Origin of the sequence: Streptomyces sp. NPDC056580, assembly GCF_042793175.1 — a bacterium.
Classification (GTDB): domain Bacteria; phylum Actinomycetota; class Actinomycetes; order Streptomycetales; family Streptomycetaceae; genus Streptomyces.
On sequence record NZ_JBHTVE010000008.1, the window covers coordinates 55,169 to 78,298 of the forward strand.

Here is a 23,130-nt window from a genome sequence, read left to right on the forward strand (position 1 = left end):
CGCTATGCACGGCCCACTGATCCGTCCAATGCATGGAATCGTCATAATCGTTCCCGTGGAGCATGAGCAGAGGTCACGGGGTCGGCTGTCATCGTTCGGTGACATGGAAGACATGGCGATGTCGCTCGCGCCGCGCCTCGCGTACTTCGCCGGCGTCGCCCGCACCGAGCACGTCACCCGGGCCGCGCAGGAGTTGAACGTCCCCCAGTCCACGCTCTCGCGGGCCATGGTCCGGCTGGAGCAGGACCTCGGCGTCACCCTGTTCGCCCGGCACGGCCGCACGGTCTCCCTCACCACCGCCGGGCGCACCTTCCTCGCCTCCGTCGAACGCGCCCTCGCCGAGGTCGAGCGCGCCGCCGAGGAGGTGCGCGCCGACGCCGACCCGGCCACCGGCAAGGTCGCCTTCGGCTTCCTGCACACCATGGGCGCCGAGACCGTCCCCGGCCTGCTGCACGCCTTCCGCGCCGACCACCCGCGCATCCGCTTCAGCCTGGTCCAGAACTACGGCGAGGCGATGCTGGAGCGGCTGCGCGCCGGTGAACTGGACCTCTGCCTGACCTCCCCGGTGCCGGACGCCCCCGACCTCGTCGCCCGCCGCCTGGACGAGCAGAAGCTGCGCCTGGTCGTCCCGGCCGACCACCGCCTGGCCGCCCGCCGCCGCATCCGGCTGGCCGAGGCGTCCGAGGAGACGTTCGTCACCCTGGAGCCGGGCTACGGCCTGCGCCGCATCACCGACGACCTCTGCCGCGAGGCCGGGTTCAAGCCCCGCATCGCCTTCGAGGGCGAGGAGGCGGAGACCCTGCGGGGCCTGGTGGCGGCCGGCCTCGGGGTCGCCCTGCTGCCGCCCCCCACGGTGCCGCGCCCGGGTGTGGTGGAACTGTCGGTCACGGCGCCGAGGGCGGCCCGGGAGATCGGCGTCGCCTGGCTGGCCGACCGCCCGGACACGCCACCGGTGGCGGCCTTCAAGAAGTTCCTGCTCTCCAGGAGGGGGAGCCTGCTGCCCTGAGGGCGCCCGGGAGACCGTGCGGGACCCCGGGTCTCACCGCCGCAGCGACTTGCCGAACCCCGCGGCCAGCGGCATCCGCAGCCCGATCGGCGGCGGAGCGGCCAGCGCGTCCTCCACCGGCCGCGACACCGGGTGCCCGAACAGGGCGCCCATGACGAAGTCCACCGCCAGCGAGCGCACTTCGTCGCGGTACTGGTGCAACGTGTGGCCGTCGGAGTGCACCTCGAAGCGGCACACGTCGCGGTTCGCCTTCTTCGCCCGCTCCGCCAGCCGGAACGACAGCTCCGGGTCGGTGCGTTCGTCGTTCGTGCCGTGCACGATCAGCACCCGCCGCCCCACGAGCTGCCGCACCGGCTCGGCGGGCGCGGCCACGTCGTCCTCGGGCAGCCAGGGAGCGAGCGCGACGACGGAGTTCACCGCCTCGTGGCCGCCCGCCCGCAGCGCCGCCCGCCCGCCCATGTCCAGGCCCACCAGGCACACCGGCACGTCCCCGTAGCGGCGTACGACCTCGTCGGCGGCCCACTCGGCGTCCGCCGCCGGATGCGCCTCGCTGCCGTTCCAGCCGCGGTAGCGGTAGCGCACGGCGTGCACGGCCAGCCCCTCCTCCCGGCCCGCGCGGGCGAACCGGCGGCCCAGGGAAGGCACGAAGGCCGTCGCCCAGACGGGGGACGGCCTGCGGGCGGAGGTCTCCTCCCCGCCGGGGAGCAGCAGCACCGCTCCGCTCACCGCCGTCGGCTCCGGCCCGACCGCCTTTCCCAGCCCGGCCGTTCGGACCGGCGTCGCTTGCTGTCCCATGACAGAACAGTGTCAGAAGGCGTGGTGTACGAAACCCGTCCGGGCGGTCACCGTTGCGTATCGGCGAGAACCCGTTGTGTCTCCTCGCGCAACAGGCGCGCTCTACGCGCGTAGGAGTTAGAGTGCGGAAATGACGAGCCAGACCGCACCGACTGGGACCGTCCCGGCCCACGTTCCGACGCCGGACCAGATCCGACGGGCACCCAAGGTTCTGCTGCACGACCACCTCGACGGCGGGCTGCGCCCCGGGACCGTCGTCGAACTCGCCCGGGAGACCGGGTACTCCGCGCTTCCCGAGACCGAGCCCGACAAGCTGGGCCTGTGGTTCCGCGACGCCGCCGACTCCGGCTCGCTGGAACGGTACCTGGAGACCTTCTCGCACACCGTCGGCGTCATGCAGACCAGGCAAGCGCTGGTCCGGGTCGCCCGGGAGTGCGCCGAGGACCTCGCCGAGGACGGGGTCGTCTACGCCGAGGTGCGCTACGCGCCCGAGCAGCACCTCGCGTCCGGGCTGAGCCTCGAAGAGGTCGTCGAGGCGGTCAACGAAGGCTTCCGGGAGGGCGAGCGGCTGGCCCGGGAGAGCGGCCGCCGCATCCGGATCGGCGCCCTGCTGACCGCCATGCGGCACGCGGCCCGCGCCCTGGAGATCGCCGAACTCGCCAACCGCTACCGGGACCTGGGCGTCGTCGGCTTCGACATCGCCGGCGCCGAGGCCGGCTACCCGCCCACCCGGCACCTGGACGCCTTCGAGTACCTGAAGCGGGAGAACAACCACTTCACCATCCACGCCGGCGAGGCCTTCGGGCTGCCCTCCATCTGGCAGGCGCTGCAGTGGTGCGGCGCGGACCGCCTCGGGCACGGGGTGCGGATCATCGACGACATCGAGGTGCGGGCGGACGGCTCGGTGCGGCTCGGACGGCTGGCCGCCTACGTCCGTGACAAGCGCATCCCGCTGGAGCTGTGCCCCAGCTCCAACCTGCAGACCGGGGCCGCGTCCTCCTACGCCGACCACCCGATCGGTCTGCTGCGGCGGCTGCACTTCAGGGCCACGGTGAACACGGACAACAGGCTGATGTCGCACACCAGCATGAGCCGGGAATTCGAGCACCTCGTCGAGGCGTTCGGCTACACACTCGACGACCTCCAATGGTTCTCCGTCAATTCAATGAAGTCGGCGTTCATTCCTTTCGATGAACGACTCGCGATGATCAACGAAGTGATCAAGCCCGGATATGCAGAGCTGAAGTCCGAATGGCTGTTCCAGCAGACCCCATCCACCAGTGGTTCTTCCGGCTCGGCGGACTGAGCGCGGGTAAAGGGTCCGGCGAAATGCGAACGCCCCTTCGCAAGTCGTACGCATTTCGGTGTTTGCGGGGTGCGGTGGGGGCTGTCTACGGTCGTGGTACCGCTCAGAACATTGCGATTCCCCGTCTCCGTATTCAAGGACGCATTTAACATGAAGCAGTCTGCAGCCAAGACCCTCGGTGTCGCCGCCCTCGGCGCCGCTTTCGCGGCCGTCGGCGCGGGCGCCGCCGAGGCGGCCCCGGCCGCTCCGGTCGCCCCGCAGGCCCTGGACTCCGTCACCGCCGCGCTGCCCGCCCAGAACGTCGGCCAGGCGCTGCCGAGCGCCGGCCAGGCGCTCGCCCAGGGGCAGGGCGCCCTCGGCGCCGGGGGCGCCGTCGCGCAGCCGGCGGTCGGGAACGTCGTCGCCGGGGGACCGGCCACGCCGCTCGCCGGGCTGCTCGGCGGGCTGCCGCTCCAGGGCATGCCCACCCAGGGCCTCATGGTGAACGGCCTGCCGCTCGGCTGACCCCCTCCGTCCGACGCGGCCGGCCTGCCCCGGGAAAGTCCCGGGGCAGGCCGGCCGCGTGCGCGGGCGGAGGTCCGGCCGGCGGGTCACCAGGTCGCGGCGCGCGCCTTGTCCTCGGCCGGGAGCAGGATCCACAGCGCTATGTAGAGCAGGAACTGCGGGCCGGGCAGCAGGCAGGACACCAGGAAGACGACCCGCATCGTCGTCGCCGAGGTACCGAAGCGCCGGGCCAGCGCGGCGCACACGCCGCCGATCACGCGGCCGTGGGTGGGGCGGGCGAGGGTGGACATCTGCGGCTCCTTGGTGGGCGTCGGGCGAGGCGGTCCGGTCGGCTGCCTCAACGATGTCCACGGTACGGAGACGAACGGGGCGAAGCGTCGCTCTACGGGGCGATCCCGACCCTGGGAATCGTCGGGGTACGCCCCTGAGTCAGGTCCTCCTGGACGGTGACCTGCCCGGTCGCGCCGGGCGCCCGTCCCGCCCTTCGGCGCAGCCAGGCCCGGCCCGCCGGGACGAAGGCCAGGTGGGCCAGAGCCACGCCCACGGTGTTCAGCAGCAGCGAGTCGACGTCCACGACCCGGCCGGGCACACCGGTCTGCAGCAGGGCGATGCCGGTGGAGACCAGGACGCCCGCGGCGGCCGTCCGGACCAGGGAGGCGAGCGGGGACACGGCGAGCCTGCCGTGCACCGCCGGCAGCAGGACGCCCATCGGCGCGAGCAGCGCCAGCCCCTCGGCGACGCGTCCGGCCGCCCGCGCCCCGCCCAGCGCCAGATCGGCGCGGATGCCGGCCAGCGGACGCAGATTGGCGGGCATCACCCAGGGCACGTCCAGGGGCCGCAGCATCAGCCAGGCGACGAGCCCGAGATGGGCGACGAGGAGGACACCCCCCGCCACACGGATACGGATCGCGGCGCTGCCGCCGATGGAGCCTTGACGCTGCACGCCCCCCTAGACGCGCCCCCGTGCACGAACGGTTCCGCACCCCGCACGCCGCCCCGCGTGAGGCGTCCGCCACACCCGTGCGCCGGCGGCCGCTCAGCCCGCGGTGACGTCGGTCGACGGCGGGGCCGTGCTGCCCGGCCGGTTGCGGACGGCGTCGGTGCACTCGTAGCGGTGCAGCGGGGCGGGAGCGGGGCCGCCGAGGATCACCGAGCCGTCGCCCTCGGTCGCCGCCGAGTCGGACAGGGTGCACACGATCTGGGCGAGGGCGTAGGAGGTGAGCCGGGCCGGGGTGGTGCTCAGCCGCAGCGTGTCCTCCGGGTCCTTGTGGCCGGGGCCCGCCACGCCCAGGCCGCCCGGCACGTTCGTGGTGTAGCGCGCCGCCTTCTCCGCGGCCGTGGGGGACGCGGCGAGCTGGTCCAGCAGGCCCTGGGCCACGATGACCCGGCGCCGCGCGTCCGGCGTGCCCTCCGGGACGCGCACGGTGCGGTCGACGGCCACCAGGGAGGACCCGCACAGCAGGAACACCTGCACCGGCACCCCGTGCGCGGACTGTGCCGTGGCATCGGGCGCGGACAGCGAGCACGGGACCCGGGAGGGGGCCGCGCCGAAGTCCGTCGGCACCTCGGTGGGCCGGATCCCGCACCCGGCGAGCACCGCGGTCAGGAGGGAGGCCGCGAGCAGACGTCGTACGGTCCGGGCCGCCGGCGCGGTCCGTTCAGCCCGTGCGGTCCGTTCAGCCCGTGCGGTCCGTGCGGTCCGTGTGGTCCGTGCGGTCATGATCCCCCCTTCCCGGCGTCGCCTGCCTTGTCGCTCCCCGTGTGCTCCTCGTCCTGCTCTGTCAGCCCGGAGACGTCCCGTGGCAGCCGCAGTGTGAACACCGCGCCGCCCTCGGCCGAGTTGGCGGCGGTGATGCCGCCGCCGTGGATGTGGGCGTTCTCCATGGCGATGGACAGACCCAGACCGCTGCCCTCGGAGCGCGGCCGGGAGGCGCTGGCCTTGTAGAAACGGTCGAAGACGTGCGGCAGCACGTCCTCGGGGATGCCCGGACCGTGGTCGCGCACCGCGATGACCAGGTCGTCGCCGTCGATCCGCACCGACACCCTGACCGGCGACCCGCCGTGCTTGAGGGCGTTGCCGATCAGGTTGGCCAGTATGACGTCAAGGCGGCGCGGGTCCAGTCGCGCGTGGATGCCGCGCTCGGCGTCCAGGTCGACGGCGTCCAGCCAGGCCCGGGCGTCGATGCAGGCGGTGATCTGGTCGGCGATGTCCACGTCGTCCAGGACCAGCCGGGCGGTGCCCGCGTCGAAGCGGGTCACCTCCATCAGGTTCTCGACCAGGTCGTTCAGCCGCCGGGTCTCGCTGACCACCAGCCGTACCGCGGGCTCGACCATCGGGTCGATGCCTCCGGCCTCGGACTCCAGCTCCTCCTCCAGCACCTCCGTCACGGCGGTGATGGCGGTCAGCGGGGTCCGCAGCTCGTGGCTCATGTCCGCCACGAAGCGGCGCGAGGCCTCGTCCCGGGCGGCCATGTCGGCGACCCGTTTCTCCAGGGCCTCGGCCGCGTTGTTGAACGTCCGCGACAGATCGGCCAGTTCGTCGGTGCCGGACACGCTCAGCCGGGTGTCGAGCCGCCCCTCGCCGAGCCGCCGGGCGGCCACCCCGAGCCGGTGCACCGGCTTCAGCACGGTCGTGGCGGCGGCCTGCGCGAGCAGCGCCGAGCCGATCAGGGCCAGGGCTGTCGCGATCCCCAGCGACCAGGCCAGCGAGTTCAGGTCCTTGGCCTCGGGCTCCAGCGACTTGGCCAGGTAGCCCGTCGGCCCGCCGCCGGCCAGCCGCGCGCCGGCCACCAGGTACGGCGTGCCGTGCTCGTCGACCCGCTGCCAGTACAGGTGGTACGGCGCCTTGTTGCCGCCGGTCACCTTCTGCCGCTTGTTCACCGCAGCGCGCAGCGACGCCGGCACGTCCTCCAGCGAGAAGCCGTTGATCCCGCCCGAGGTGCCGTACACCGTCTTGCCGCGGGCGTCCTCGGCGACCAGCAGCACGCTGAACCGCTGGCTGCTCGCCGCCATCTGGCCCGCTGCGCGCTGCAGTTCGTCCTGGGTGGGCCGGGCGGGCAGCGCGCCCGCCCGGTTCTGCATCTCCTGCTGGAAGTCGCGCAGCACGGCGTCCTGGGCGCGCGTCAGCACGGCCTCCCGGTTCAGCCAGTACGCGATGCCCGACGCCGACACCGCGGCGGTGAGCGCGACCAGCGCGAAGACGAGCACCAGCCGCAGCCTGAGGCTGGTGAACCGCAGCCGCGACAGACTTCCCCCGCGCCCCGCGGTCCAGCCGCGCGGCCCCCCTCGCGTATCGGTCACTGAGGGGCGTCCAGGCGGTAGCCGACACCGCGGACGGTGCGGATCAGCGTCGGGGAGGAGGGCACGTCCTCCACCTTGGCGCGCAGCCGCTGCACGCACGCGTCCACCAGGCGGGAGTCGCCCAGGTAGTCGTGCTCCCAGACCAGCCGCAGCAACTGCTGCCGGGACAGCGCCTGACCGGGGCGCCGGCTCAGCTCCAGCAGCAGCCGCAGCTCGGTCGGCGTGAGCTGCAGGTCCTCGCCGTTCTTGGTCACGGTCATCGCGGAGCGGTCGATGACGAGGCTGCCGAAGGTCGCCGAGTCGCTGGACTCGCGTTCCCCGCGCCGCAGCACGGCCCGGATCCGGGCGTCCAGCACCCGGCCCTGGACCGGCTTCACGACGTAGTCGTCGGCGCCGGACTCCAGGCCGACCACCACGTCGATGTCATCGCTGCGGGCGGTCAGCAGGATGATCGGCAGCTGGTCGGTGCGCCGGATGCGCCGGCACACCTCGAACCCGTCGATGCCGGGCAGCATCACGTCCAGCACGATCAGATCCGGCCGCTGCTCGCGCAGCAGCTTCAGACCGTCCTCACCGCTGGCAGCGGTCGCCACCCGGTGGCCCTGGCGCGTCAGGGAGAGCTCCAGGGCCGTGCGGATGGCGTCGTCGTCCTCGATCAGCAACAGGGAAGGCACGGGCTCATTCTGGCCCATGGACGGGGTGCGGATCGACCGGCGGGACGCAGAACGCGGCGCGCGGGGCCCGCGGGCGGCCGGGCGCGCCCCGGCGGGGCCGTCGCGCCGGAGGCCGGCGAACCGTGCCGCCCGCTCGCGCACACCGTTGCTGACACGCCTGGATCCGAACCCCTGTGACAGGTCTGTGACAGTCGGCGGACACGGCCATGAAGGTCGCTCGGCAAGCTTCTCGGCACAGGCAAGGAAGCACGACCGAGCAGGCCGGGCCGGAAGTCCACCACGGGGAGCGCGAGATGAACACGCTGCACAGCATCAGCACCAGCGCAGTGGTCACGCGTCTGCACGACGTGCACCGGGGGCCGGAGAAGTCCGGTGCCGATGGGGGTCCCTCCCGCGCGAGCTCGTTCGAGCGTGGGGGAGGGCGGGGGTGCGCTCGCGGCGCCGGGCGTCAGCACACCGGTTACATGACGGTGGTTGACGCGCACACGGGGGAGACGCACGGGGGATCCGCGTACGGGGAGGAACCGGGGGAGCGTCGCTCGCTGACCGAGGCGGAGTTCACCGCCTACGTCCAGGAGCGTCGCGCCTCCCTGTACGCCACCGCCTACCACCTGACCGGCGACCGCTTCGAGGCCGAGGACCTGCTGCAGAGCGCGCTGTTCTCGACGTACCGGGCGTGGGAGCGGATCAGCGACAAGGCGGCGGTCGGCGGCTACCTGCGCCGCACCATGACCAATCTGCACATCAGCGCCTGGCGGCGCCGCAAGCTCAACGAGTACCCGACCGAGGAACTGCCCGAGACGCCCGGTGACACGGACGCGATGCGCGGCACCGAGCTGCGCGCGGTCCTGTGGCAGGCGCTGGCCCGGCTGCCCGAACCGCAGCGCACCATGCTGGTCCTGCGCTACTACGAGGGCCGTACGGACCCGGAGATCGCGGAGATCCTCGGCATCAGCGTCGGCACGGTGAAGTCCAGCATCTGGCGGTCCCTGCGCCGGCTGCGCGAGGACGAGGTCCTCAGCTTCGGCCGTGACGAGGAGAGCGCCTTCGGCGAGCTGGTCGCCTGAGGTCAGGGGGAACACGGGGGAACGGGGGACCACTGGGGGGTGGAACCCACGGGGGAACACGGGGGAGCGAAAGGGAGCGGGACTGGCCGGACCTCGGGTCCGGCCAGTCCCGTCTCGCGTTCCCGCGTGACGCGTTCCCTCAGGCCACCGTCCGCTGCGGCGTCCGCACTCCCGCCGCGGCCAGCCGGTCCAGTGCCTCGTCCCGGTCGCAGGGGTGGGCGCCGAGGGCCACCTGACGGGCCACGATCGACCGCTCGGTGCGCATCAGCCGCCAGCCCCGCCGCAGCAGGAACGGCACCGACTTGCGGCCCTCCCTGAGGTCCCGCAGGAAGCGTCGGCGGAAGGTGGTGACCGAACCCCGGCTCAGGCACAGCGCGTCGGCCAGCACGCCCCGTTCCCGGCACCGCTCCACGATCTCGGCGGCGAAGATGCCCTCCGCGATGAACAGCGGTGCGGACCCTATGCTCAGCGTCTCCTCGCCAGTGCGGGCGCTCAGCGAGATGTCGTACACGGGTACGGGCGTCACCCCCGTGGCGCACAGCCGCACGATGGCGTCGACCGCGACATCCGCGTCCCACGACCGGGGGTGGTCCCAGTCGATGTCCGAACTCCCGTCCACCAGCGGCAGGGTCGGATCGCCGGCCTCCTTGTAGAAGTCGTCGAGGCGCAGCACGGGAAGCCCGGAACGGGCGGCGACGAGGGACTTGCCCGAACCCGAGGGGCCGCACAGCAGCACGACGCGGGCGGGAGGCGGGAGATGAAGGCTCACGGAACACCAGTTTGACGCATGGTGGCGCTCCTGCCGACCCCGCGGGTCGGCTTTGGAGCGCGCGTCACATCTCAACTACCCTACGTGCCTGTCCGTTCACCCAGCGCACCAGAAGGCGGCACCGGCGATGGCCCGACACTCTTCCTCCCCGCACCCCACCGTGCAGCGCGCCCTGATCGCCCTCGCGGCCGCCGGAGCGGCGCTGGGAGCGGGCGCGGCGTCCGCGCACGCCGACGGCGCCCGGCTCGCCGACGCGCCCGCCTCGCTCGGCGGCGTCGACCCGGCGGCGGGGCTGACGAGCGTCGCCGGCGCGGTCGGCCACGCCACCGGTCCGGTAGCGGGACTCAAGCCCAATCCGCTCGCCGGCACCGGAGTCGACCCGCTGGACAACGGCGTCGGCACCCAGATCGCCGACTTCAAGCCGGTCGACTCCCGCGATCTGACCCGGCCGGTCGCCGAGGCGGACTCGTTCGGCAGTCTGCCCGTGGTGGGGCGGGTCATGGACCCGCAGGGCGCCTCCCACGGCGCGCCGCGGGACTGACGCGCCCCCTGGCCTGCGCCCCGGTACGGCGAAGAGCCGCGCCACCCCCGGACGGAGGGGTGACGCGGCTCGCTCGTGCGGGCGTCGGCCGGGTCAGTACGCCGAGCCGGACGCGCCCAGGGAGCCCGTCGGGTGCCAGACCGTCTTGGTCTCCAGGAACGCCGTCAAGCGGTCGGTGCCCGGCGTCTCGAAGTAATCCACAGGCTGTGGACGCAGGACGCGCTTGAGGTTGTCGGCGGCCGCGATCTCCAGCTCCTTGGCCAGCGCCTCGTCGGCGCCCGCGAGGTCGATCGCGTTGACGTCCTGGTGCGCGGCCAGCGGCGCGGCGATCTCCGCCGTGCGGCCCGACAGGACGTTGACGACACCGCCGGGGACGTCGGAGGTGGCCAGCACCTCGCCCAGGGACAGCGCGGGCAGCGGGGCCTTCTCGGAGGCGATCACCACCGCCGTGTTGCCGGTGGCGATCACCGGGGCGACGACCGAGACCAGTCCGAGGAACGACGACTCCTGCGGGGCCAGGACGGCGACCACGCCGGTCGGCTCCGGGGAGGAGAGGTTGAAGAACGGGCCCGCGACCGGGTTGGCGCCGCCCACCACCTGGGCGATCTTGTCCGTCCAGCCCGCGTACCAGACCCAGCGGTCGATCGTGGCGTCCACGACCGCGGCCGCCTTGGACTTCGACAGGCCCTCGGCGTCCGCGACCTCCCGGGCGAACTGATCCCGGCGGCCCTCCAGCATCTCCGCGACGCGGTAGAGGACCTGGCCGCGGTTGTAGGCGGTCGCGCCGGCCCAGCCGCCGAACGCCTTGCGCGCGGCGACCACCGCGTCACGGGCGTCCTTGCGCGAGGACTGCGGAGCGTTGGCCGACCAGTTGCCCTTCGAGTCCGTCACCTCGTACACCCGGCCGCTCTCGGAACGCGGGAACTTCCCGCCGACGTACAGCTTGTAGGTCTTGAAGACGCTCAGACGGTTCTGCTCAGACATCGAGGTACGCCTCCAGGCCGTGGCGGCCGCCCTCGCGGCCGAAGCCCGACTCCTTGTAACCGCCGAACGGCGAGGTCGGGTCGAACTTGTTGAACGTGTTGGACCAGACGACACCGGCGCGCAGCTTGTTCGCGACGGCCAGGATCCGGGAGCCCTTCTCGGTCCAGATGCCCGCGGACAGGCCGTACGCGGTGTTGTTGGCCTTGGCGACCGCCTCGTCGGGCGTGCGGAAGGTGAGGACCGACAGCACCGGGCCGAAGATCTCGTCGCGGGCGATGGTGTGCGCCTGGGTGACGTTCGTGAAGAGCGTCGGGGCGAACCAGTAGCCGGAGGAGGGCAGTTCGCAGGCGGGGGCCCAGCGCTCGGCGCCCTCCGCCTCGCCCTGCTCGGCCAGCGCGGTGATCCGGGCGAGCTGCTCGGCGGAGTTGATCGCGCCGATGTCGGTGTTCTTGTCGAGCGGGTCGCCGAGCCGCAGGGTGGACAGCCGGCGCTTGAGGGAGTCGAGCAGCTCGTCGTGGACCGACTCCTGGACCAGCAGCCGGGAGCCCGCGCAGCAGACCTGGCCCTGGTTGAAGAAGATGCCGTTCACGATGCCCTCGACGGCCTGGTCGACCGGCGCGTCGTCGAAGACGATGTTGGCGCCCTTGCCGCCCAGTTCCAGGGTGAGCTTCTTGCGGGTGCCGGCGACGGTCCGCGCGATCTCCTTGCCGACGGCCGTCGACCCGGTGAACGCGACCTTGTTCACGTCCGGGTGCGCGACCAGCGCGGCGCCCGTGTCGCCGTAGCCCGGGAGGATGTTGACGACGCCCCTGGGCAGGCCGGCCTGGCGGCAGATGTCCGCGAAGAACAGGGCGGACAGGGGGGTGGTCTCGGCCGGCTTCAGCACGACCGTGTTGCCGGTGGCCAGCGCGGGGGCGATCTTCCACGCCAGCATCAGCAGCGGGAAGTTCCAGGGGATCACCTGGCCGGCGACGCCGAGCGGCCTCGGGTCCGGTCCGAACCCGGCGTGGCCGAGCTTGTCGGCCCAGCCGGCGTAGTAGAAGAAGTGCGCGGCGACCAGCGGGAGGTCAGCGTCCCGGGTCTCCTTGATCGGCTTGCCGTTGTCCAGCGTCTCCAGGACCGCCAGTTCGCGGCTGCGCTCCTGGATGATGCGGGCGATGCGGAACAGGTACTTGGCGCGCTCGGAACCGGGCAGCGCCGACCACTTCTCGAAGGCCTTGCGGGCGGCCTTGACGGCGCGGTCGACGTCCTCGGCGCCGGCCTGCGCGACCTCGGAGAGCACCTCCTCCGTGGACGGCGAGACCGTCTTGAAGACCCTGCCGTCGGCGGCCTCGGTGAACTCGCCGTCGATGAACAGGCCGTAGGAGGGGGCGATGTCGACGACCGCGCGGGACTCGGGCGCCGGTGCGTACTCGAATGCGGATGCCATGGTGATCAGTCCACCGTCACGTAGTCGGGGCCGGAGTAGCGGCCGGTGGCCAGCTTCTGACGCTGCATGAGCAGGTCGTTCAGGAGCGAGGAGGCGCCGAAGCGGAACCAGTGGTTGTCCAGCCAGTCCTCGCCCGCGGTCTCGTTGACCAGGACCAGGAACTTGATCGCGTCCTTGCTGGTGCGGATGCCGCCGGCCGGCTTCACGCCGACCTGGACGCCGGTCTGGGCGCGGAAGTCGCGGACGGCCTCCAGCATGAGCAGGGTGTTCGCGGGCGTGGCGTTCACCGCCACCTTGCCGGTCGACGTCTTGATGAAGTCGGCGCCCGCCATCATGCCCAGCCAGCTCGCCCGGCGGATGTTGTCGTACGTCGACAGCTCGCCGGTCTCGAAGATGACCTTCAGCCGGGCGCTCGTGCCGCAGGCCTCCTTCACGGCGACGATCTCGTCGTACACCTTGAGGTACTTGCCCGCGAGGAACGCGCCACGGTCGATGACCATGTCGATCTCGTCGGCGCCCGCGGCCACGGCGTCCCGGACGTCGGCCAGCTTCACCCCGAGGGCGGCCCTGCCGGCCGGGAAGGCGGTGGCGACCGAGGCGACCTTCACGCCGGAACCGGCGACGGCCTCCTTGGCCGTGGCCACCATGTCGGGGTAGACGCAGACGGCCGCGGTCGCCGGGGTGGTGCGGTCCGTCGGGTCCGGATGGACCGCCTTGGCGCCGAGCGCCCGGACCTTGCCCGGGGTGTCCGCGCCTTCCAGCGTCGTCAGGTCGACCATCGAGATGGCGAGGTCGATGGCGTACGCCTTCGCGGTGGTCTTGATGGAACGGGTGCCGAGAGACGCGGCGCGCGCCTCCAGGCCGACCGCGTCGACGCCGGGCAGCCCGTGGAGGAAGCGGCGCAGCGTGCTGTCGGACGCGGTGACGTCAGCGAAAGGCTGTGCGGGGGATGCAGTGGTGGGCATGGTCACCAGACGAGCATATCTACGCGCGTAGCGGATGTATACCCCCGAGACGCTCGTCACCCGCCCGGCGACCGCGGACCGGCGCCGGGCCCCGGGGTGCGCGGGACCGCCTCGCCGGCGTCGTGCACAATCGGCACCATGACGACCCCGGACCACCAGTCACCCGAGCCCCGGCCCACCGCCAAGGACGTGATCTACCGCTCGCCCCTGGCGCTGGTGGCCGGTGTGCTGCTGCTGGTGCTCGCCTGCTGGCTGGGCTTCGACGCGCTGGTCCGCGGGCACGGGCGCACCCCCTGGCTGGCGCTCGCCGCCCTGATCCTCGCCGTTCCGCTGGTGATCGCGTTCACGCTGCGCCCGGCGGTGTTCTCGGGCGAGGACCGGCTGCGGGTGCGCAACCCCTTCCGGTCGGTCACCCTGCCCTGGGGCGAGGTCGCCTCCCTGCGCTCCGGCTACACCAACGAGGTCGTCGCCAACTCCGGCGACAAGTACCAGCTCTGGGCCGTCCCGGTCTCGCTGCGCGCCCGGAAGAAGGCCGCGCGCCGGCAGGCCCGCGCGGAGGCGGCGGCCCGGGGCGGCCGCTCGGGCGGGCCCGGTCTCGGCGGGCTGGGCCTCGGCGGCGTGCTCGGCGGCACGGGCGACCACGACGGCCCGACCCGCGCGGAGTCCGACCAGATCATCGCCGACCTGCGGGCCACCGCGGAAAGCCGGGGCCCGGCCAGGACGGCCCAGGGCGAGGTGACCGTCCGCTGGGCCTACGAGGTGATCGCCCCCGCGGCGGCCGGGGCGGTGCTGCTGGCGGTACTGCTGGCGGTGGGCTGAGTCAGCGGGCGGCGTAGGGCAGGAAGCAGTCCCAGGCCGCGGGGGAGAGGGCGAGAGCGGGGCCCTCGGTGTTCTTGGAGTCGCGGACGCGGACGGTGCGGGGGGCTATCGCGATCTCGACGCAGGATTCGCCGTCGCCGCTACTGCTGTGGCTGCTCTTGAACCACGCGGGTGCCGTGGAGTTCCCAGGGACGGTCTCGTCGATCATGTCTCTCCCAGGAGTTGCTCGATGAAGGCCCGCGACTGCCGTGGGGTAAGGGCCTGGGCTCGGATCATTCCATAGCGCAGTTCGAGAATCCTGATGTGCTTCGGCTCGGAGACGGGGCGGCTGTTGAACGCACCGCTGGAGCGCCCCACCGCGGTACCGTCGGGGAACTTCAGCAGCTCGATCACCCCGCCGGTGCCGAAGTGCTCCTCGTTGTCGGTCGGCGTGACCTGAATGGAGACGTTCCGGGACCGCGCCAGCTCCAGCAGGCGTTCGAGTTGCCGCCGCCACACCGCTCTGCCGCCCACCGGACGCCGCAACGTCACTTCCTCCTGCACGAAACTGAGCGTCGGCCTCGGCACCCGTTCGAACACGGAACGCCGAGCCATCCGTGCGGCCACCATGCGCTCCACCTCCTCCTCGGGGTAGGCGGGTAGCCAGACCTCGAAGAGCGCCCGCATGTGCTCCTCGGTCTGCAACAGGCCGTGAATGTTGTTGCACTCGTACGCGCCGATCTCGACGGCCTGTGCCTCCAGCTTGGCCAGCTCCCGAACCTTCCTCGGGTACCGGACCTTGGCCACGTCCTCCTTCATCGCCGCGAGCAGACCGCCCGCCCCCAGCGCCTCGTCGGCGCGGTCCAGGTACTCGGGCCGGGGGATCCGCTTGCCCGCCTCGATCTTGTAGACCATGTCCTCGCCGTAGCCCACGGCCCGGCCGAAATCCGGGGCACGCACTCCGGCGGCCTCACGGCGCAGCCTCAACTGCCGCCCGACCGTCGCGATCACGGCGACGCCCCACTCGTCGTCCGGGTCGACCTCCCAGCCCGGCTCGTCCGCCTCGGTCCTGAGGCGTTCCGCCTGTCCGTCGACCGTCATACCGCCCTCACCGACTCGGCCCCGCTCCGTGACTCCCTGTGCGCGCAGGGTCATCGGTCACGGTAGCGGGGCCGGTCTGGAGGCGTGCGGTGATCGGAGAAGAAGGGCCGCTCAGAGACCCGCCGCCGCCGACAGGTCCCGCTTCAGGGCCGTCAGGAGTTCGCCGGCCCGGGTGCGGGCCGCCGGGAGGGCGGTGCGGTCCGGGGCCGGGACGACGACCTCCAGGTAGCACTTGAGCTTGGGCTCGGTGCCGCTGGGGCGGACGATGACCCGGGCGCCGTCGAGCGTGTAGCGCAGGCCGTCGGTGGGCGGGAGCCGGTCCGTGCCCAGGGTCAGGTCCTCGGCGCGGGTGATGGCCAGGCCCGCCAGCTCGGTCGGGGGCCGCTCGCGCAGCCGGCGCATCGCGTCCGAGATGACCGACAGGTCCTCGACGCGGACCGACAACTGGTCCGTCGCGTGCAGCCCGTGCTCCACGGCCAGGTCGTCGAGCAGGTCGAGCAGGGTGCGTCCCCGCTCCTTCAGCGCCGAGGCCAGCTCGGTGATCAGCAGCGCGGCGGTGATGCCGTCCTTGTCGCGCACGCCCTCCGGGTCCACGCAGTAGCCGAGCGCCTCCTCGTAGCCGTAGCGCAGGCCGTCCACGCGGGCGATCCACTTGAAGCCGGTCAGGGTCTCCTCGTAGGGCAGCTTCGCGCTCCCGGCGATGCGGCCGAGGAGGGAGGAGGAGACGATCGACTCCGCGAAGGTGCCGGCCACCCCGCGCTCGACCAGGTGGGCGGCGAGCAGCGAGCCCACCTCGTCGCCGCGCAGCATCCGCCAGTCGGCGCCGTCCCGGACGGCCACGGCGCAGCGGTCGGCGTCCGGGTCGTTGGCGATGACCAGGTCCGGGTCCGTGGCGCGGGCCCGCGCGAACGCCAGGTCCATGGCGCCCGGCTCCTCCGGGTTGGGGAAGGCCACCGTCGGGAAGTCCGGGTCCGGGTCGGCCTGCTCGGCGACCAGCACCGGCTCCGGGAAGCCGGCGCGCGCGAAGGCGGCCAGCAGCACGTCCCGGCCGACGCCGTGCATCGCCGTGTAGACCGTGCGGGCGGTGCGCGGGGAGCCGGCGGCGAGGACGGCGTCCGTGCGGGCCAGGTAGGCGTCCAGCACCGCGTCGTCCAGGGTCCGCCAGCCGGACTCCGGACGCGGGACGTCGTGCAGGGAGGCGATCGCGTCGATCTCGGCGGCGATCTCCGCGTCGGCGGGCGGGACGATCTGGGAGCCGTCGCCCAGGTAGACCTTGTAGCCGTTGTCCCGGGGCGGGTTGTGGCTGGCGGTGACCTCCACGCCGGCGACCGCGCCCAGGTGCCTGATGGCGAACGCCAGCACCGGGGTGGGCAGGGGGCGGGGGAGCACGGCGGCGCGCAGACCGGCGCCGGTCATCACGGCGGCGGTGTCCCGGGCGAAGTCGGCGGACTTGTGGCGGGCGTCGTAGCCGATGACGACCAGCCCGGCGCCGTCGCCCCCGTGGGGGGTCCCGCTCTTCTTCAGGTACGCGGCGAGGCCGGCCGCGGCACGGATGACGACCGCGCGGTTCATGCGCATCGGGCCGGCGCCCAGCTCGCCGCGCAGGCCCGCGGTGCCGAACTGGAGGGTGCCGGAGAACCGGTCCGTGAGCGCCGGCACGTCACCGGCGTCGATCAGCCCGGCGAGCTCCTCGCGGGTCTGCGGGTCGGGGTCCTCGGCGAGCCATGCCTTGGCCTTGGCGATGAGTTCGTCGTGCACCTTGGGATCAACCTCTCCTCAGTTCCTGCCGGAGGCTTCGCCCCCGGACCCCCGTTCCGCGCCGTCCCGCCGGCCGGGCCGGCGGGCGCGCGGTCTCTCAGATCCTGCCCAGCACCTGCGCCAGCAGCTGCCCCATGCGCGCCGCCGAGTCGCGGCCCGCCTGCAGGACCTCCTCGTGGTTCAGCGGCTCGCCGGTCATGCCCGCGGCGAGGTTGGTGACCAGGGAGATGCCCAGCACCTCGGCGCCGGCCTCGCGGGCGGCGATCGCCTCGAGCACCGTGGACATGCCGACCAGGTCCGCGCCGATGACGCGGGCCATGCGGATCTCCGCCGGGGTCTCGTAGTGCGGGCCGGGGAACTGGGCGTAGACGCCCTCCTCCAGGCTGGCGTCGATCTCCTTGCACAGGGCGCGCAGCCGAGGTGAGTAGAGGTCGGTGAGGTCGACGAAGTTGGCGCCGACGATCGGCGAGGTCGCCGTCAGGTTGATGTGATCGCTGATCAGCACCGGCTGGCCGGGGCGCATGCCCTCGCGCAGTCCGCCGCAGCCGTTGGTGAGGACCACGGTCTTGCAGCCGGCGGCGACGGCCGTCCGGACGCCGTGCGCGACGGCGGCCACTCCGCGGCCCTCGTAGTAGTGGGTACGGCCCAGGAAGACCAGGGCGCGCTTGTCACCGAAGGAGTACGAGTGGACCTTGCCGCCGTGACCCTCGACGGCCGGCGGCGGGAAGCCGGGCAGCTCGGTGACCTGGAACTCGGCGTCGGGGGCGCCCAGGGCGTCGACGGCCGGAGCCCAGCCGGAGCCCATCACGAGGGCGACGTCGTGGGTCTCGGCGCCGGTCAGTTCGCGCAGGCGCGCGGCGGCGGCGTCGGCGGCGGCGTAGGGATCGCCCTGGAGGTCGTCCGGAAGAAGAGATGCGTTCACGCCGACGAGGGTAGCCGGTTCTCGCCTACGCGCGTAGATGACGGAGCCCACGGGATGGCGATCGTTGTCTTGTCGTTTCCAACGAGACCCGGCCCCAGACGGGGCGTCGCTGCGCGGCGGGCGCTAACACGGCCGCTTGCGCAGTTCCATCACGTAGTCGTGGGGCGCGCCGGCGGATTCCGCCGCGTCCGCGATCTCGCCCAGGTAGCGGGCCGAGGGCAGTCCGCCCTCGTAGCCGTTGAGCACGTACACCCAGGCCGGCTCCTCGCCGTCCAGGGTGTGCACGCGCACCCGGACGCGGCGGTAGATCTCCAGGCCCACGCCCTCCCACCGGTCGAGGGACTCCTCGTCCATCGGCGCGACGTCGTACAGCCCGACGAAGACCTGGGCCCCCGGCTGCTCGACGATCGTCGCCAGCGCGCCCTCCCAGCCGAGCTGCTCGCCGCCGAAGGTGAGCCGCCAGCCGTTCAGCCAGCCCACGGCGCGCTGCGGGGAGTGCGGGGCGCGGCGGGACATCAGGCGCGCGTCGAGGTTGCCGGCGTACGCGGCATAGAGCGACATGGACGAAGGGTACGGCAGGCGGAACTCCCGTCCCGCGGGTCCCGGTGGCACCGGCCGCCGCCCCCGGGCAGTAGCACCTTGTAGCGTGCGGGACAATGGGGTACGTGACTCGGATCGTGATCATCGGTGGCGGACCCGGCGGATACGAGGCGGCCCTGGTGGCCGCCCAGCTCGGCGCGGAGGTGACCGTCGTCGACTGCGACGGTCTGGGCGGAGCGTCGGTGCTGACCGACTGCGTGCCGTCGAAGACACTCATCGCCACGGCCGAGGTGATGACCACCTTCGACTCCTCGTACGAGGAGCTCGGCATCATCGTCGCCGACGACACCCCGCCGCTGGAGCAGGCGGCCCGGGTGGTCGGCGTGGACCTGGGCAAGGTCAACCGCCGGGTGAAGCGGCTCGCGCTCGCCCAGTCCCACGACATCACCGCCTCCGTCACCCGGGCCGGCGCCCGCGTCATGCGCGGCCGCGGCCGGCTCGACGGCATGCAGGCCCTCGACGGTTCCCGCAAGGTCGTCGTCACCGCCGCCGACGGCACCGAGGAGACCCTCACCGCCGACGCCGTCCTGATCGCCACCGGCGGTCACCCGCGCGAGCTGCCCGACGCCCGGCCCGACGGCGAGCGCATCCTCAACTGGACGCAGGTCTACGACCTCGACGAACTGCCGGAGGAACTGATCGTGGTCGGCTCCGGCGTCACCGGCGCCGAGTTCGCCGGCGCCTACCAGGCGCTGGGGTCCAAGGTCACCCTGGTCTCCTCCCGGGACCGGGTGCTGCCGGGCGAGGACCCGGACGCCGCCGCGGTCCTGGAGGACGTCTTCCGCCGCCGCGGCATGAACGTCATGGCCCGCTCCCGGGCGCAGTCCGCCAAGCGCGTCGGCGACCGGGTCGAGGTGACGCTGGCCGACGGCCGGGTCATCACCGGCTCGCACTGCCTGATGGCCGTCGGCGCGATCCCCAACAGCGCGGGCCTCGGCCTGGAGGAGGCCGGCGTCAAGCTGCGCGACTCCGGGCACATCTGGACCGACAAGGTGTCGCGCACGACGGCTCCGGGCGTGTACGCGGCCGGTGACGTCACGGGCGTCTTCGCGCTCGCGTCGGTCGCGGCGATGCAGGGACGCATCGCCATGTACCACTTCCTCGGCGACGCGGTGGCCCCGCTGAACCTGAAGACGGTCTCCTCCAACGTCTTCACCGACCCCGAGATCGCCACCGTCGGCTACAGCCAGGCGGACGTGGACGCGGGCAAGATCGACGCCCGGGTGGTGAAACTGCCGCTGCTGCGCAACCCGCGCGCCAAGATGCAGGGCATCCGGGACGGCTTCGTCAAGATCTTCTGCCGGCCGGGCACCGGGATCGTCGTGGGCGGCGTCGTCGTGGCGCCGCGCGCCTCGGAACTGATCCACCCCATCTCGATCGCCGTCGACAACAATCTGACGGTCGAGCAGATCGCGAACGCCTTCACGGTGTACCCCTCGCTTTCGGGCTCGATCGCCGAGGTGGCACGGCAGTTGCACACGCGCAAGGCGGGCGTCGAGGCCTGACCGGAACGGGCCGACTTCCCGCTGGTCACGGGGAGTTGCCGCGCATGCGTGCGGCATAGGCGGGAGGACTAAGGACTTATACCACCTCCCGTCATGCCGTGCGAACAACTTCTGTTATTCGGCGCAAACTGCTGAAACCAGACGGTCGTTGGGGTTACTGTCAGTTTCGTGTTCGCTGCAGAACGTCGCCAATTGATCCTCGAAATGGTGCGAGCGAACGGGGCCGTGTCGCTCCGTGAGCTCGCCCGCGTCGTCCAGACCTCCGAAGTGACCGTACGGCGGGACGTGCGCGCACTGGAGGCAGAAGGACTCCTCGACCGCCGGCACGGCGGTGCGGTACTGCCGGGCGGGTTCACGCGCGAGTCCGGCTTCCCGCAGAAGTCGCACCTCGCGACCGCCGAGAAGACGGCCATCGCCGACCTCGCCGCCGGCCTCGTCGAAGAGGGCGAGGCCATCGTCGTCGGGGCGGGCACCACCACGCAGGAGCTGGCACGCCGGCTCGCGCGGGTGCCCGGGCTGACCGTCGTCACCAACTCGCTGCTGGTCGCCCAGGCGCTGGCCCACGCCAACCGGGTGGAGGTCGTGATGACCGGCGGCACCCTGCGCGGCTCCAACTACGCCCTCGTCGGCTCCGGCGCCGAGCAGTCCCTCCAGGGGCTCAGGGTCTCCAAGGCCTTCCTGTCCGGCAGCGGGCTCACCGCGGAGCGCGGGCTGTCCACGTCCAACATGCTGTCCGCCTCCGTCGACCGGGCCCTGGTGCAGGCCGCCGCCGAGGTCGTGGTCCTCGCCGACCACACCAAGCTGGGCACCGACACGATGTTCCAGACGGTGCCGACCGACGTCATCACCCGCCTGGTCACCGACGAGCCGCCCGCGCACGACGACCGGGCCGGCACGGAACTGCAGGCCCTTGCCGACCAGGGCGTGCAGATCGCCGTGGCGGGGGCGGGGGGAAACCCGGTGGGTGAACCCGTGCCCGCGGCGCGCCAGCAGCGCTCCTCGTCGCTGCCCGGGCCCCGGCGGGGACAGGTCGCCGGGGCCGCGCTGCGGGGGATGCTCGGTGACCAGCCGACCGGGGCCGAACGGGGACGCGTCGCCGACCTGCGCAGGCGCTGAGGGCCTGCCCGGGCTTCGGGTCCCGCGGGGCGTGGCCGGAGGCCGGCACCGCGCCCTGCGCCGTGCCGGACGCCCGCGCCGCCTCCCCGGGCCGACCCGCGCGCGGGCCCCGGGTGCCGCCCGGGCGCCCGTGGAACGCGGACGCCCGGTGGGCCCTGACGGGCGCCACCGGGCGGCGTTGTTCGGGACGGCCTGGCGTCAGTCCTTGATCTCGCAGATCGCGGCGCCGGACGTGACCGAGGCGCCCACCTCGAAGTTCAGGCCCTTGACGGTGCCGGACCTGTGGGCGTTGAGCGGCTGCTCCATCTTCATGGCCTCCAGGACGACGACCAGGTCGCCCTCCTTGACCTCCTGGCCCTCCTCCACGGCGACCTTGACGATCGTGCCCTGCATCGGGGAGGCGAGGGTGTCGCCGGAGGCCACCGGGCCGGACTTCTTGGCCGCGCGGCGCTTCGGCTTGGCGCCGGCGGCGAGGCCGGTGCGGGCCAGCGACATGCCCAGGGAGGACGGCAGGGAGACCTCGAGGCGCTTGCCGCCGACCTCGACGACGACCGTCTCGCGGCCCGTCTCCTCCTCCGCCTCGGCGTCGGCCGGAGCGGTGAAGGGCTTGATCTCGTTGACGAACTCGGTCTCGATCCAGCGGGTGTGGACCGCGAACGGCTCATCGGAACCGGTCAGCTCGGGAGCGAACGCCGGGTCCCTGACGACCACGCGGTGGAACGGGATGGCCGTCGCCATGCCCTCGACCTGGAACTCGTCCAACGCCCGGGCGGCCCGCTCCAGGGCCTCCTTGCGGGTGCGGCCGGTGACGACCAGCTTGGCGAGCAGCGAGTCCCACGCCGGGCCGATCACGCTGCCGGCCTCCACGCCCGCGTCAAGGCGGACGCCGGGACCGGCCGGCGCGTCGAAGCGGGTGACCGCACCGGGGGCGGGCAGGAAGTTGCGGCCCGGGTCCTCGCCGTTGATCCGGAACTCGAACGAGTGTCCGCGCAGGGCGGGGTCGTCGTAACCGAGTTCCTCGCCGTCGGCGATGCGGAACATCTCGCGGACCAGGTCGATGCCGGCGACCTCCTCGGTGACCGGGTGCTCCACCTGGAGGCGGGTGTTGACCTCGAGGAAGGAGATCGTGCCGTCCTGGCCGACCAGGAACTCACAGGTGCCGGCGCCCTCGTAGCCGGCCTCCTTCAGGATGGCCTTCGAGGCGCGGTACAGCTCGGCGACCTGCTCCTCGGAGAGGAACGGCGCCGGGGCCTCCTCGACCAGTTTCTGGTGGCGGCGCTGCAGCGAGCAGTCACGGGTGGAGACGACCACCACGTTGCCGTGCTTGTCGGCCAGGCACTGGGTCTCGACGTGCCGCGGACGGTCGAGGTAACGCTCGACGAAGCACTCGCCGCGGCCGAAGGCGGCGACCGCCTCGCGCACCGCGGAGTCGTACAGCTCCGGAACCTCTTCGAGGGTCCGGGCGACCTTCAGGCCGCGGCCACCGCCGCCGAAGGCGGCCTTGATGGCGATCGGCAGGCCGTACTCCTCGGCGAACGCGACGACCTCGTCCGCGCCGGAGACGGGGTCGGGCGTGCCGGCGACCAGCGGGGCGCCGGCGCGCTGGGCGATGTGACGGGCGGCCACCTTGTCGCCCAGGTCGCGGATGGCCTGCGGCGGCGGGCCGATCCAGTTCAGGCCCGCGTCCAGCACGGCCTGCGCGAACTCCGCGTTCTCCGAGAGGAAGCCGTAGCCCGGATGGATGGCGTCGGCCCCCGACTCACGGGCGGCGTTCAGCACCTTCTCGATGTCCAGATAGCTGGTCGCCGGAGTGTCACCGCCCAGGGCGAACGCCTCATCCGCGGCGCGGACATGCAGAGCGTCCCGGTCCGGGTCGGCGTAGACGGCCACGCTCGCGATCCCGGCGTCCCGGCAGGCCCGGGCCACGCGGACAGCGATTTCGCCACGGTTGGCGATGAGCACCTTGCGCACGATTGAGGCTCCCTCCTTG

24 protein-coding genes are annotated in these 23,130 nt (G+C 72.8%); 8 read left to right on the forward strand and 16 right to left on the reverse strand.

Features of this window, described 5'->3' with window-relative positions; genetic code table 11:
• The first annotated feature begins 112 nt into the window (after positions 1-112).
• Positions 113-1,006: a LysR family transcriptional regulator gene (locus ACFQ9Z_RS18995; RefSeq protein WP_383019873.1), complete on the forward strand. Its 894-nt coding sequence runs from the start codon at positions 113-115 to the stop codon at positions 1,004-1,006.
• 33 nt (positions 1,007-1,039) lie between these two features.
• Here ACFQ9Z_RS18995 and ACFQ9Z_RS19000 read toward each other — a convergent pair whose 3' ends face one another.
• Positions 1,040-1,801 (reverse strand): alpha/beta hydrolase, encoded by a 762-nt coding sequence (locus ACFQ9Z_RS19000; RefSeq protein WP_383018629.1) that lies wholly within the window; start codon positions 1,799-1,801, stop codon positions 1,040-1,042.
• A 130-nt stretch (positions 1,802-1,931) separates the two neighbouring features.
• Here ACFQ9Z_RS19000 and ACFQ9Z_RS19005 point away from each other — a divergent pair, with 130 nt between their 5' ends.
• Together ACFQ9Z_RS19005 and ACFQ9Z_RS19010 are read left to right on the forward strand one after the other, a co-directional pair.
• Positions 1,932-3,107 (forward strand): adenosine deaminase, encoded by a 1,176-nt coding sequence (locus ACFQ9Z_RS19005; protein WP_383018632.1) that lies wholly within the window; start codon positions 1,932-1,934, stop codon positions 3,105-3,107.
• A 150-nt stretch (positions 3,108-3,257) separates the two neighbouring features.
• On the forward strand, positions 3,258-3,611 hold the full coding sequence (locus tag ACFQ9Z_RS19010) for an ATP-binding protein (protein WP_383018635.1): 354 nt from the start codon (positions 3,258-3,260) through the stop codon (positions 3,609-3,611).
• An 86-nt stretch (positions 3,612-3,697) separates the two neighbouring features.
• On the opposite strand, the gene ACFQ9Z_RS19015 is transcribed toward ACFQ9Z_RS19010, so the two are convergent.
• The 5 genes from ACFQ9Z_RS19015 to afsQ1 form a co-directional block, all read right to left on the reverse strand.
• Positions 3,698-3,901: a PspC domain-containing protein gene (locus ACFQ9Z_RS19015; RefSeq protein WP_143627564.1), complete on the reverse strand. Its 204-nt coding sequence runs from the start codon at positions 3,899-3,901 to the stop codon at positions 3,698-3,700.
• A gap of 92 nt (positions 3,902-3,993) precedes the next feature.
• Positions 3,994-4,554: a VanZ family protein gene (locus ACFQ9Z_RS19020; protein WP_383018639.1), complete on the reverse strand. Its 561-nt coding sequence runs from the start codon at positions 4,552-4,554 to the stop codon at positions 3,994-3,996.
• Between the two features lie 93 nt (positions 4,555-4,647).
• Complete coding sequence (locus tag ACFQ9Z_RS19025) at positions 4,648-5,331, reverse strand: hypothetical protein (protein ID WP_383018642.1); 684 nt, start codon at positions 5,329-5,331, stop codon at positions 4,648-4,650.
• Positions 5,328-6,911 (reverse strand): ATP-binding protein, encoded by a 1,584-nt coding sequence (locus ACFQ9Z_RS19030; RefSeq protein ID WP_383018645.1) that lies wholly within the window; start codon positions 6,909-6,911, stop codon positions 5,328-5,330. Before ACFQ9Z_RS19030 ends, ACFQ9Z_RS19025 begins: the two co-directional genes overlap by 4 nt.
• Positions 6,908-7,585, reverse strand: a complete 678-nt coding sequence (gene afsQ1, locus ACFQ9Z_RS19035) for a two-component system response regulator AfsQ1 (RefSeq protein WP_031024517.1) — start codon at positions 7,583-7,585, stop codon at positions 6,908-6,910. The genes ACFQ9Z_RS19030 and afsQ1 overlap by 4 nt, the downstream gene beginning before the upstream one ends.
• A 293-nt stretch (positions 7,586-7,878) precedes the next feature.
• Here afsQ1 and ACFQ9Z_RS19040 point away from each other — a divergent pair, with 293 nt between their 5' ends.
• The gene (locus ACFQ9Z_RS19040; RefSeq protein ID WP_383018649.1) at positions 7,879-8,652 is read left to right on the forward strand and encodes a SigE family RNA polymerase sigma factor; all 774 of its coding nucleotides are present in this window, start codon (positions 7,879-7,881) and stop codon (positions 8,650-8,652) included.
• Between the two features lie 139 nt (positions 8,653-8,791).
• Here the strand turns inward: ACFQ9Z_RS19040 and ACFQ9Z_RS19045 are convergent, their stop codons facing one another.
• Positions 8,792-9,388, reverse strand: a complete 597-nt coding sequence (locus ACFQ9Z_RS19045) for a uridine kinase (protein ID WP_383019877.1) — start codon at positions 9,386-9,388, stop codon at positions 8,792-8,794.
• Positions 9,389-9,548: 160 nt separating this feature from the next.
• Here ACFQ9Z_RS19045 and ACFQ9Z_RS19050 point away from each other — a divergent pair, with 160 nt between their 5' ends.
• Positions 9,549-9,962 (forward strand): hypothetical protein, encoded by a 414-nt coding sequence (locus tag ACFQ9Z_RS19050; RefSeq protein WP_383018652.1) that lies wholly within the window; start codon positions 9,549-9,551, stop codon positions 9,960-9,962.
• Between the two features lie 93 nt (positions 9,963-10,055).
• On the opposite strand, the gene ACFQ9Z_RS19055 is transcribed toward ACFQ9Z_RS19050, so the two are convergent.
• From ACFQ9Z_RS19055 to deoC, 3 genes are read right to left on the reverse strand one after another with little or no spacing between them, the layout of a single operon-like run.
• Positions 10,056-10,946 carry an aldehyde dehydrogenase family protein gene (locus ACFQ9Z_RS19055; protein WP_383018655.1) on the reverse strand — a complete coding sequence of 297 codons (891 nt, stop codon included), beginning with the start codon at positions 10,944-10,946 and terminating at the stop codon, positions 10,056-10,058.
• Positions 10,939-12,375, reverse strand: a complete 1,437-nt coding sequence (locus ACFQ9Z_RS19060) for an aldehyde dehydrogenase family protein (RefSeq protein ID WP_383018658.1) — start codon at positions 12,373-12,375, stop codon at positions 10,939-10,941. Before ACFQ9Z_RS19060 ends, ACFQ9Z_RS19055 begins: the two co-directional genes overlap by 8 nt.
• Before the next feature lie 5 nt (positions 12,376-12,380).
• The gene (gene deoC, locus ACFQ9Z_RS19065) at positions 12,381-13,346 is read right to left on the reverse strand and encodes a deoxyribose-phosphate aldolase (protein ID WP_383018661.1); all 966 of its coding nucleotides are present in this window, start codon (positions 13,344-13,346) and stop codon (positions 12,381-12,383) included.
• 132 nt (positions 13,347-13,478) lie between these two features.
• Between deoC and ACFQ9Z_RS19070 the strand changes: the two genes are divergently transcribed.
• On the forward strand, positions 13,479-14,159 hold the full coding sequence (locus tag ACFQ9Z_RS19070) for a PH domain-containing protein (protein WP_383018664.1): 681 nt from the start codon (positions 13,479-13,481) through the stop codon (positions 14,157-14,159).
• A gap of 1 nt (position 14,160) precedes the next feature.
• Here the strand turns inward: ACFQ9Z_RS19070 and ACFQ9Z_RS19075 are convergent, their stop codons facing one another.
• The 5 genes from ACFQ9Z_RS19075 to ACFQ9Z_RS19095 all read right to left on the reverse strand — a co-directional run bounded on the left by ACFQ9Z_RS19075 (position 14,161) and on the right by ACFQ9Z_RS19095 (position 18,480).
• On the reverse strand, positions 14,161-14,367 hold the full coding sequence (locus tag ACFQ9Z_RS19075) for a DUF397 domain-containing protein (protein WP_383018667.1): 207 nt from the start codon (positions 14,365-14,367) through the stop codon (positions 14,161-14,163).
• The gene (locus tag ACFQ9Z_RS19080) at positions 14,364-15,239 is read right to left on the reverse strand and encodes a helix-turn-helix domain-containing protein (protein WP_383018671.1); all 876 of its coding nucleotides are present in this window, start codon (positions 15,237-15,239) and stop codon (positions 14,364-14,366) included. Before ACFQ9Z_RS19080 ends, ACFQ9Z_RS19075 begins: the two co-directional genes overlap by 4 nt.
• A 111-nt stretch (positions 15,240-15,350) precedes the next feature.
• Entirely contained in the window at positions 15,351-16,997 is a 1,647-nt protein-coding gene (locus ACFQ9Z_RS19085; protein ID WP_383018674.1) for a phospho-sugar mutase, read from the reverse strand.
• Between the two features lie 97 nt (positions 16,998-17,094).
• Positions 17,095-17,919, reverse strand: a complete 825-nt coding sequence (locus ACFQ9Z_RS19090; protein ID WP_383018677.1) for a purine-nucleoside phosphorylase — start codon at positions 17,917-17,919, stop codon at positions 17,095-17,097.
• Between the two features lie 123 nt (positions 17,920-18,042).
• Positions 18,043-18,480: a gamma-glutamylcyclotransferase gene (locus ACFQ9Z_RS19095; protein WP_281293637.1), complete on the reverse strand. Its 438-nt coding sequence runs from the start codon at positions 18,478-18,480 to the stop codon at positions 18,043-18,045.
• 95 nt (positions 18,481-18,575) lie between these two features.
• On the opposite strand from ACFQ9Z_RS19095, the gene ACFQ9Z_RS19100 reads away from it, so the two are divergent.
• Both ACFQ9Z_RS19100 and ACFQ9Z_RS19105 read left to right on the forward strand, forming a co-directional pair.
• The gene (locus tag ACFQ9Z_RS19100; protein ID WP_383018681.1) at positions 18,576-20,024 is read left to right on the forward strand and encodes an NAD(P)H-quinone dehydrogenase; all 1,449 of its coding nucleotides are present in this window, start codon (positions 18,576-18,578) and stop codon (positions 20,022-20,024) included.
• Between the two features lie 168 nt (positions 20,025-20,192).
• Entirely contained in the window at positions 20,193-21,140 is a 948-nt protein-coding gene (locus ACFQ9Z_RS19105; RefSeq protein ID WP_383018684.1) for a DeoR/GlpR family DNA-binding transcription regulator, read from the forward strand.
• Between the two features lie 198 nt (positions 21,141-21,338).
• Here ACFQ9Z_RS19105 and ACFQ9Z_RS19110 read toward each other — a convergent pair whose 3' ends face one another.
• Complete coding sequence (locus ACFQ9Z_RS19110) at positions 21,339-23,111, reverse strand: acetyl/propionyl/methylcrotonyl-CoA carboxylase subunit alpha (RefSeq protein ID WP_383018687.1); 1,773 nt, start codon at positions 23,109-23,111, stop codon at positions 21,339-21,341.
• Positions 23,112-23,130: the final 19 nt, after the last annotated feature.

Bases quoted from the DNA above. Each gene is read 5' to 3' on its own strand.
- ACFQ9Z_RS18995 (WP_383019873.1), top strand. From the start codon at position 113: ATGGCGATGTCGCTCGCGCCGCGCCTCGCGTACTTCGCCGGCGTCGCC.
- ACFQ9Z_RS19000 (WP_383018629.1), bottom strand. From the start codon at position 1,801: ATGGGACAGCAAGCGACGCCGGTCCGAACGGCCGGGCTGGGAAAGGCG.
- ACFQ9Z_RS19005 (WP_383018632.1), top strand. From the start codon at position 1,932: ATGACGAGCCAGACCGCACCGACTGGGACCGTCCCGGCCCACGTTCCG.
- ACFQ9Z_RS19010 (WP_383018635.1), top strand. From the start codon at position 3,258: ATGAAGCAGTCTGCAGCCAAGACCCTCGGTGTCGCCGCCCTCGGCGCC.
- ACFQ9Z_RS19015 (WP_143627564.1), bottom strand. From the start codon at position 3,901: ATGTCCACCCTCGCCCGCCCCACCCACGGCCGCGTGATCGGCGGCGTG.
- ACFQ9Z_RS19025 (WP_383018642.1), bottom strand. From the start codon at position 5,331: ATGACCGCACGGACCACACGGACCGCACGGACCGCACGGGCTGAACGG.
- ACFQ9Z_RS19040 (WP_383018649.1), top strand. From the start codon at position 7,879: ATGAACACGCTGCACAGCATCAGCACCAGCGCAGTGGTCACGCGTCTG.
- ACFQ9Z_RS19050 (WP_383018652.1), top strand. From the start codon at position 9,549: ATGGCCCGACACTCTTCCTCCCCGCACCCCACCGTGCAGCGCGCCCTG.
- ACFQ9Z_RS19055 (WP_383018655.1), bottom strand. From the start codon at position 10,946: ATGTCTGAGCAGAACCGTCTGAGCGTCTTCAAGACCTACAAGCTGTAC.
- ACFQ9Z_RS19060 (WP_383018658.1), bottom strand. From the start codon at position 12,375: ATGGCATCCGCATTCGAGTACGCACCGGCGCCCGAGTCCCGCGCGGTC.
- ACFQ9Z_RS19070 (WP_383018664.1), top strand. From the start codon at position 13,479: ATGACGACCCCGGACCACCAGTCACCCGAGCCCCGGCCCACCGCCAAG.
- ACFQ9Z_RS19075 (WP_383018667.1), bottom strand. From the start codon at position 14,367: ATGATCGACGAGACCGTCCCTGGGAACTCCACGGCACCCGCGTGGTTC.
- ACFQ9Z_RS19080 (WP_383018671.1), bottom strand. From the start codon at position 15,239: ATGACGGTCGACGGACAGGCGGAACGCCTCAGGACCGAGGCGGACGAG.
- ACFQ9Z_RS19095 (WP_281293637.1), bottom strand. From the start codon at position 18,480: ATGTCGCTCTATGCCGCGTACGCCGGCAACCTCGACGCGCGCCTGATG.
- ACFQ9Z_RS19100 (WP_383018681.1), top strand. From the start codon at position 18,576: ATGGGGTACGTGACTCGGATCGTGATCATCGGTGGCGGACCCGGCGGA.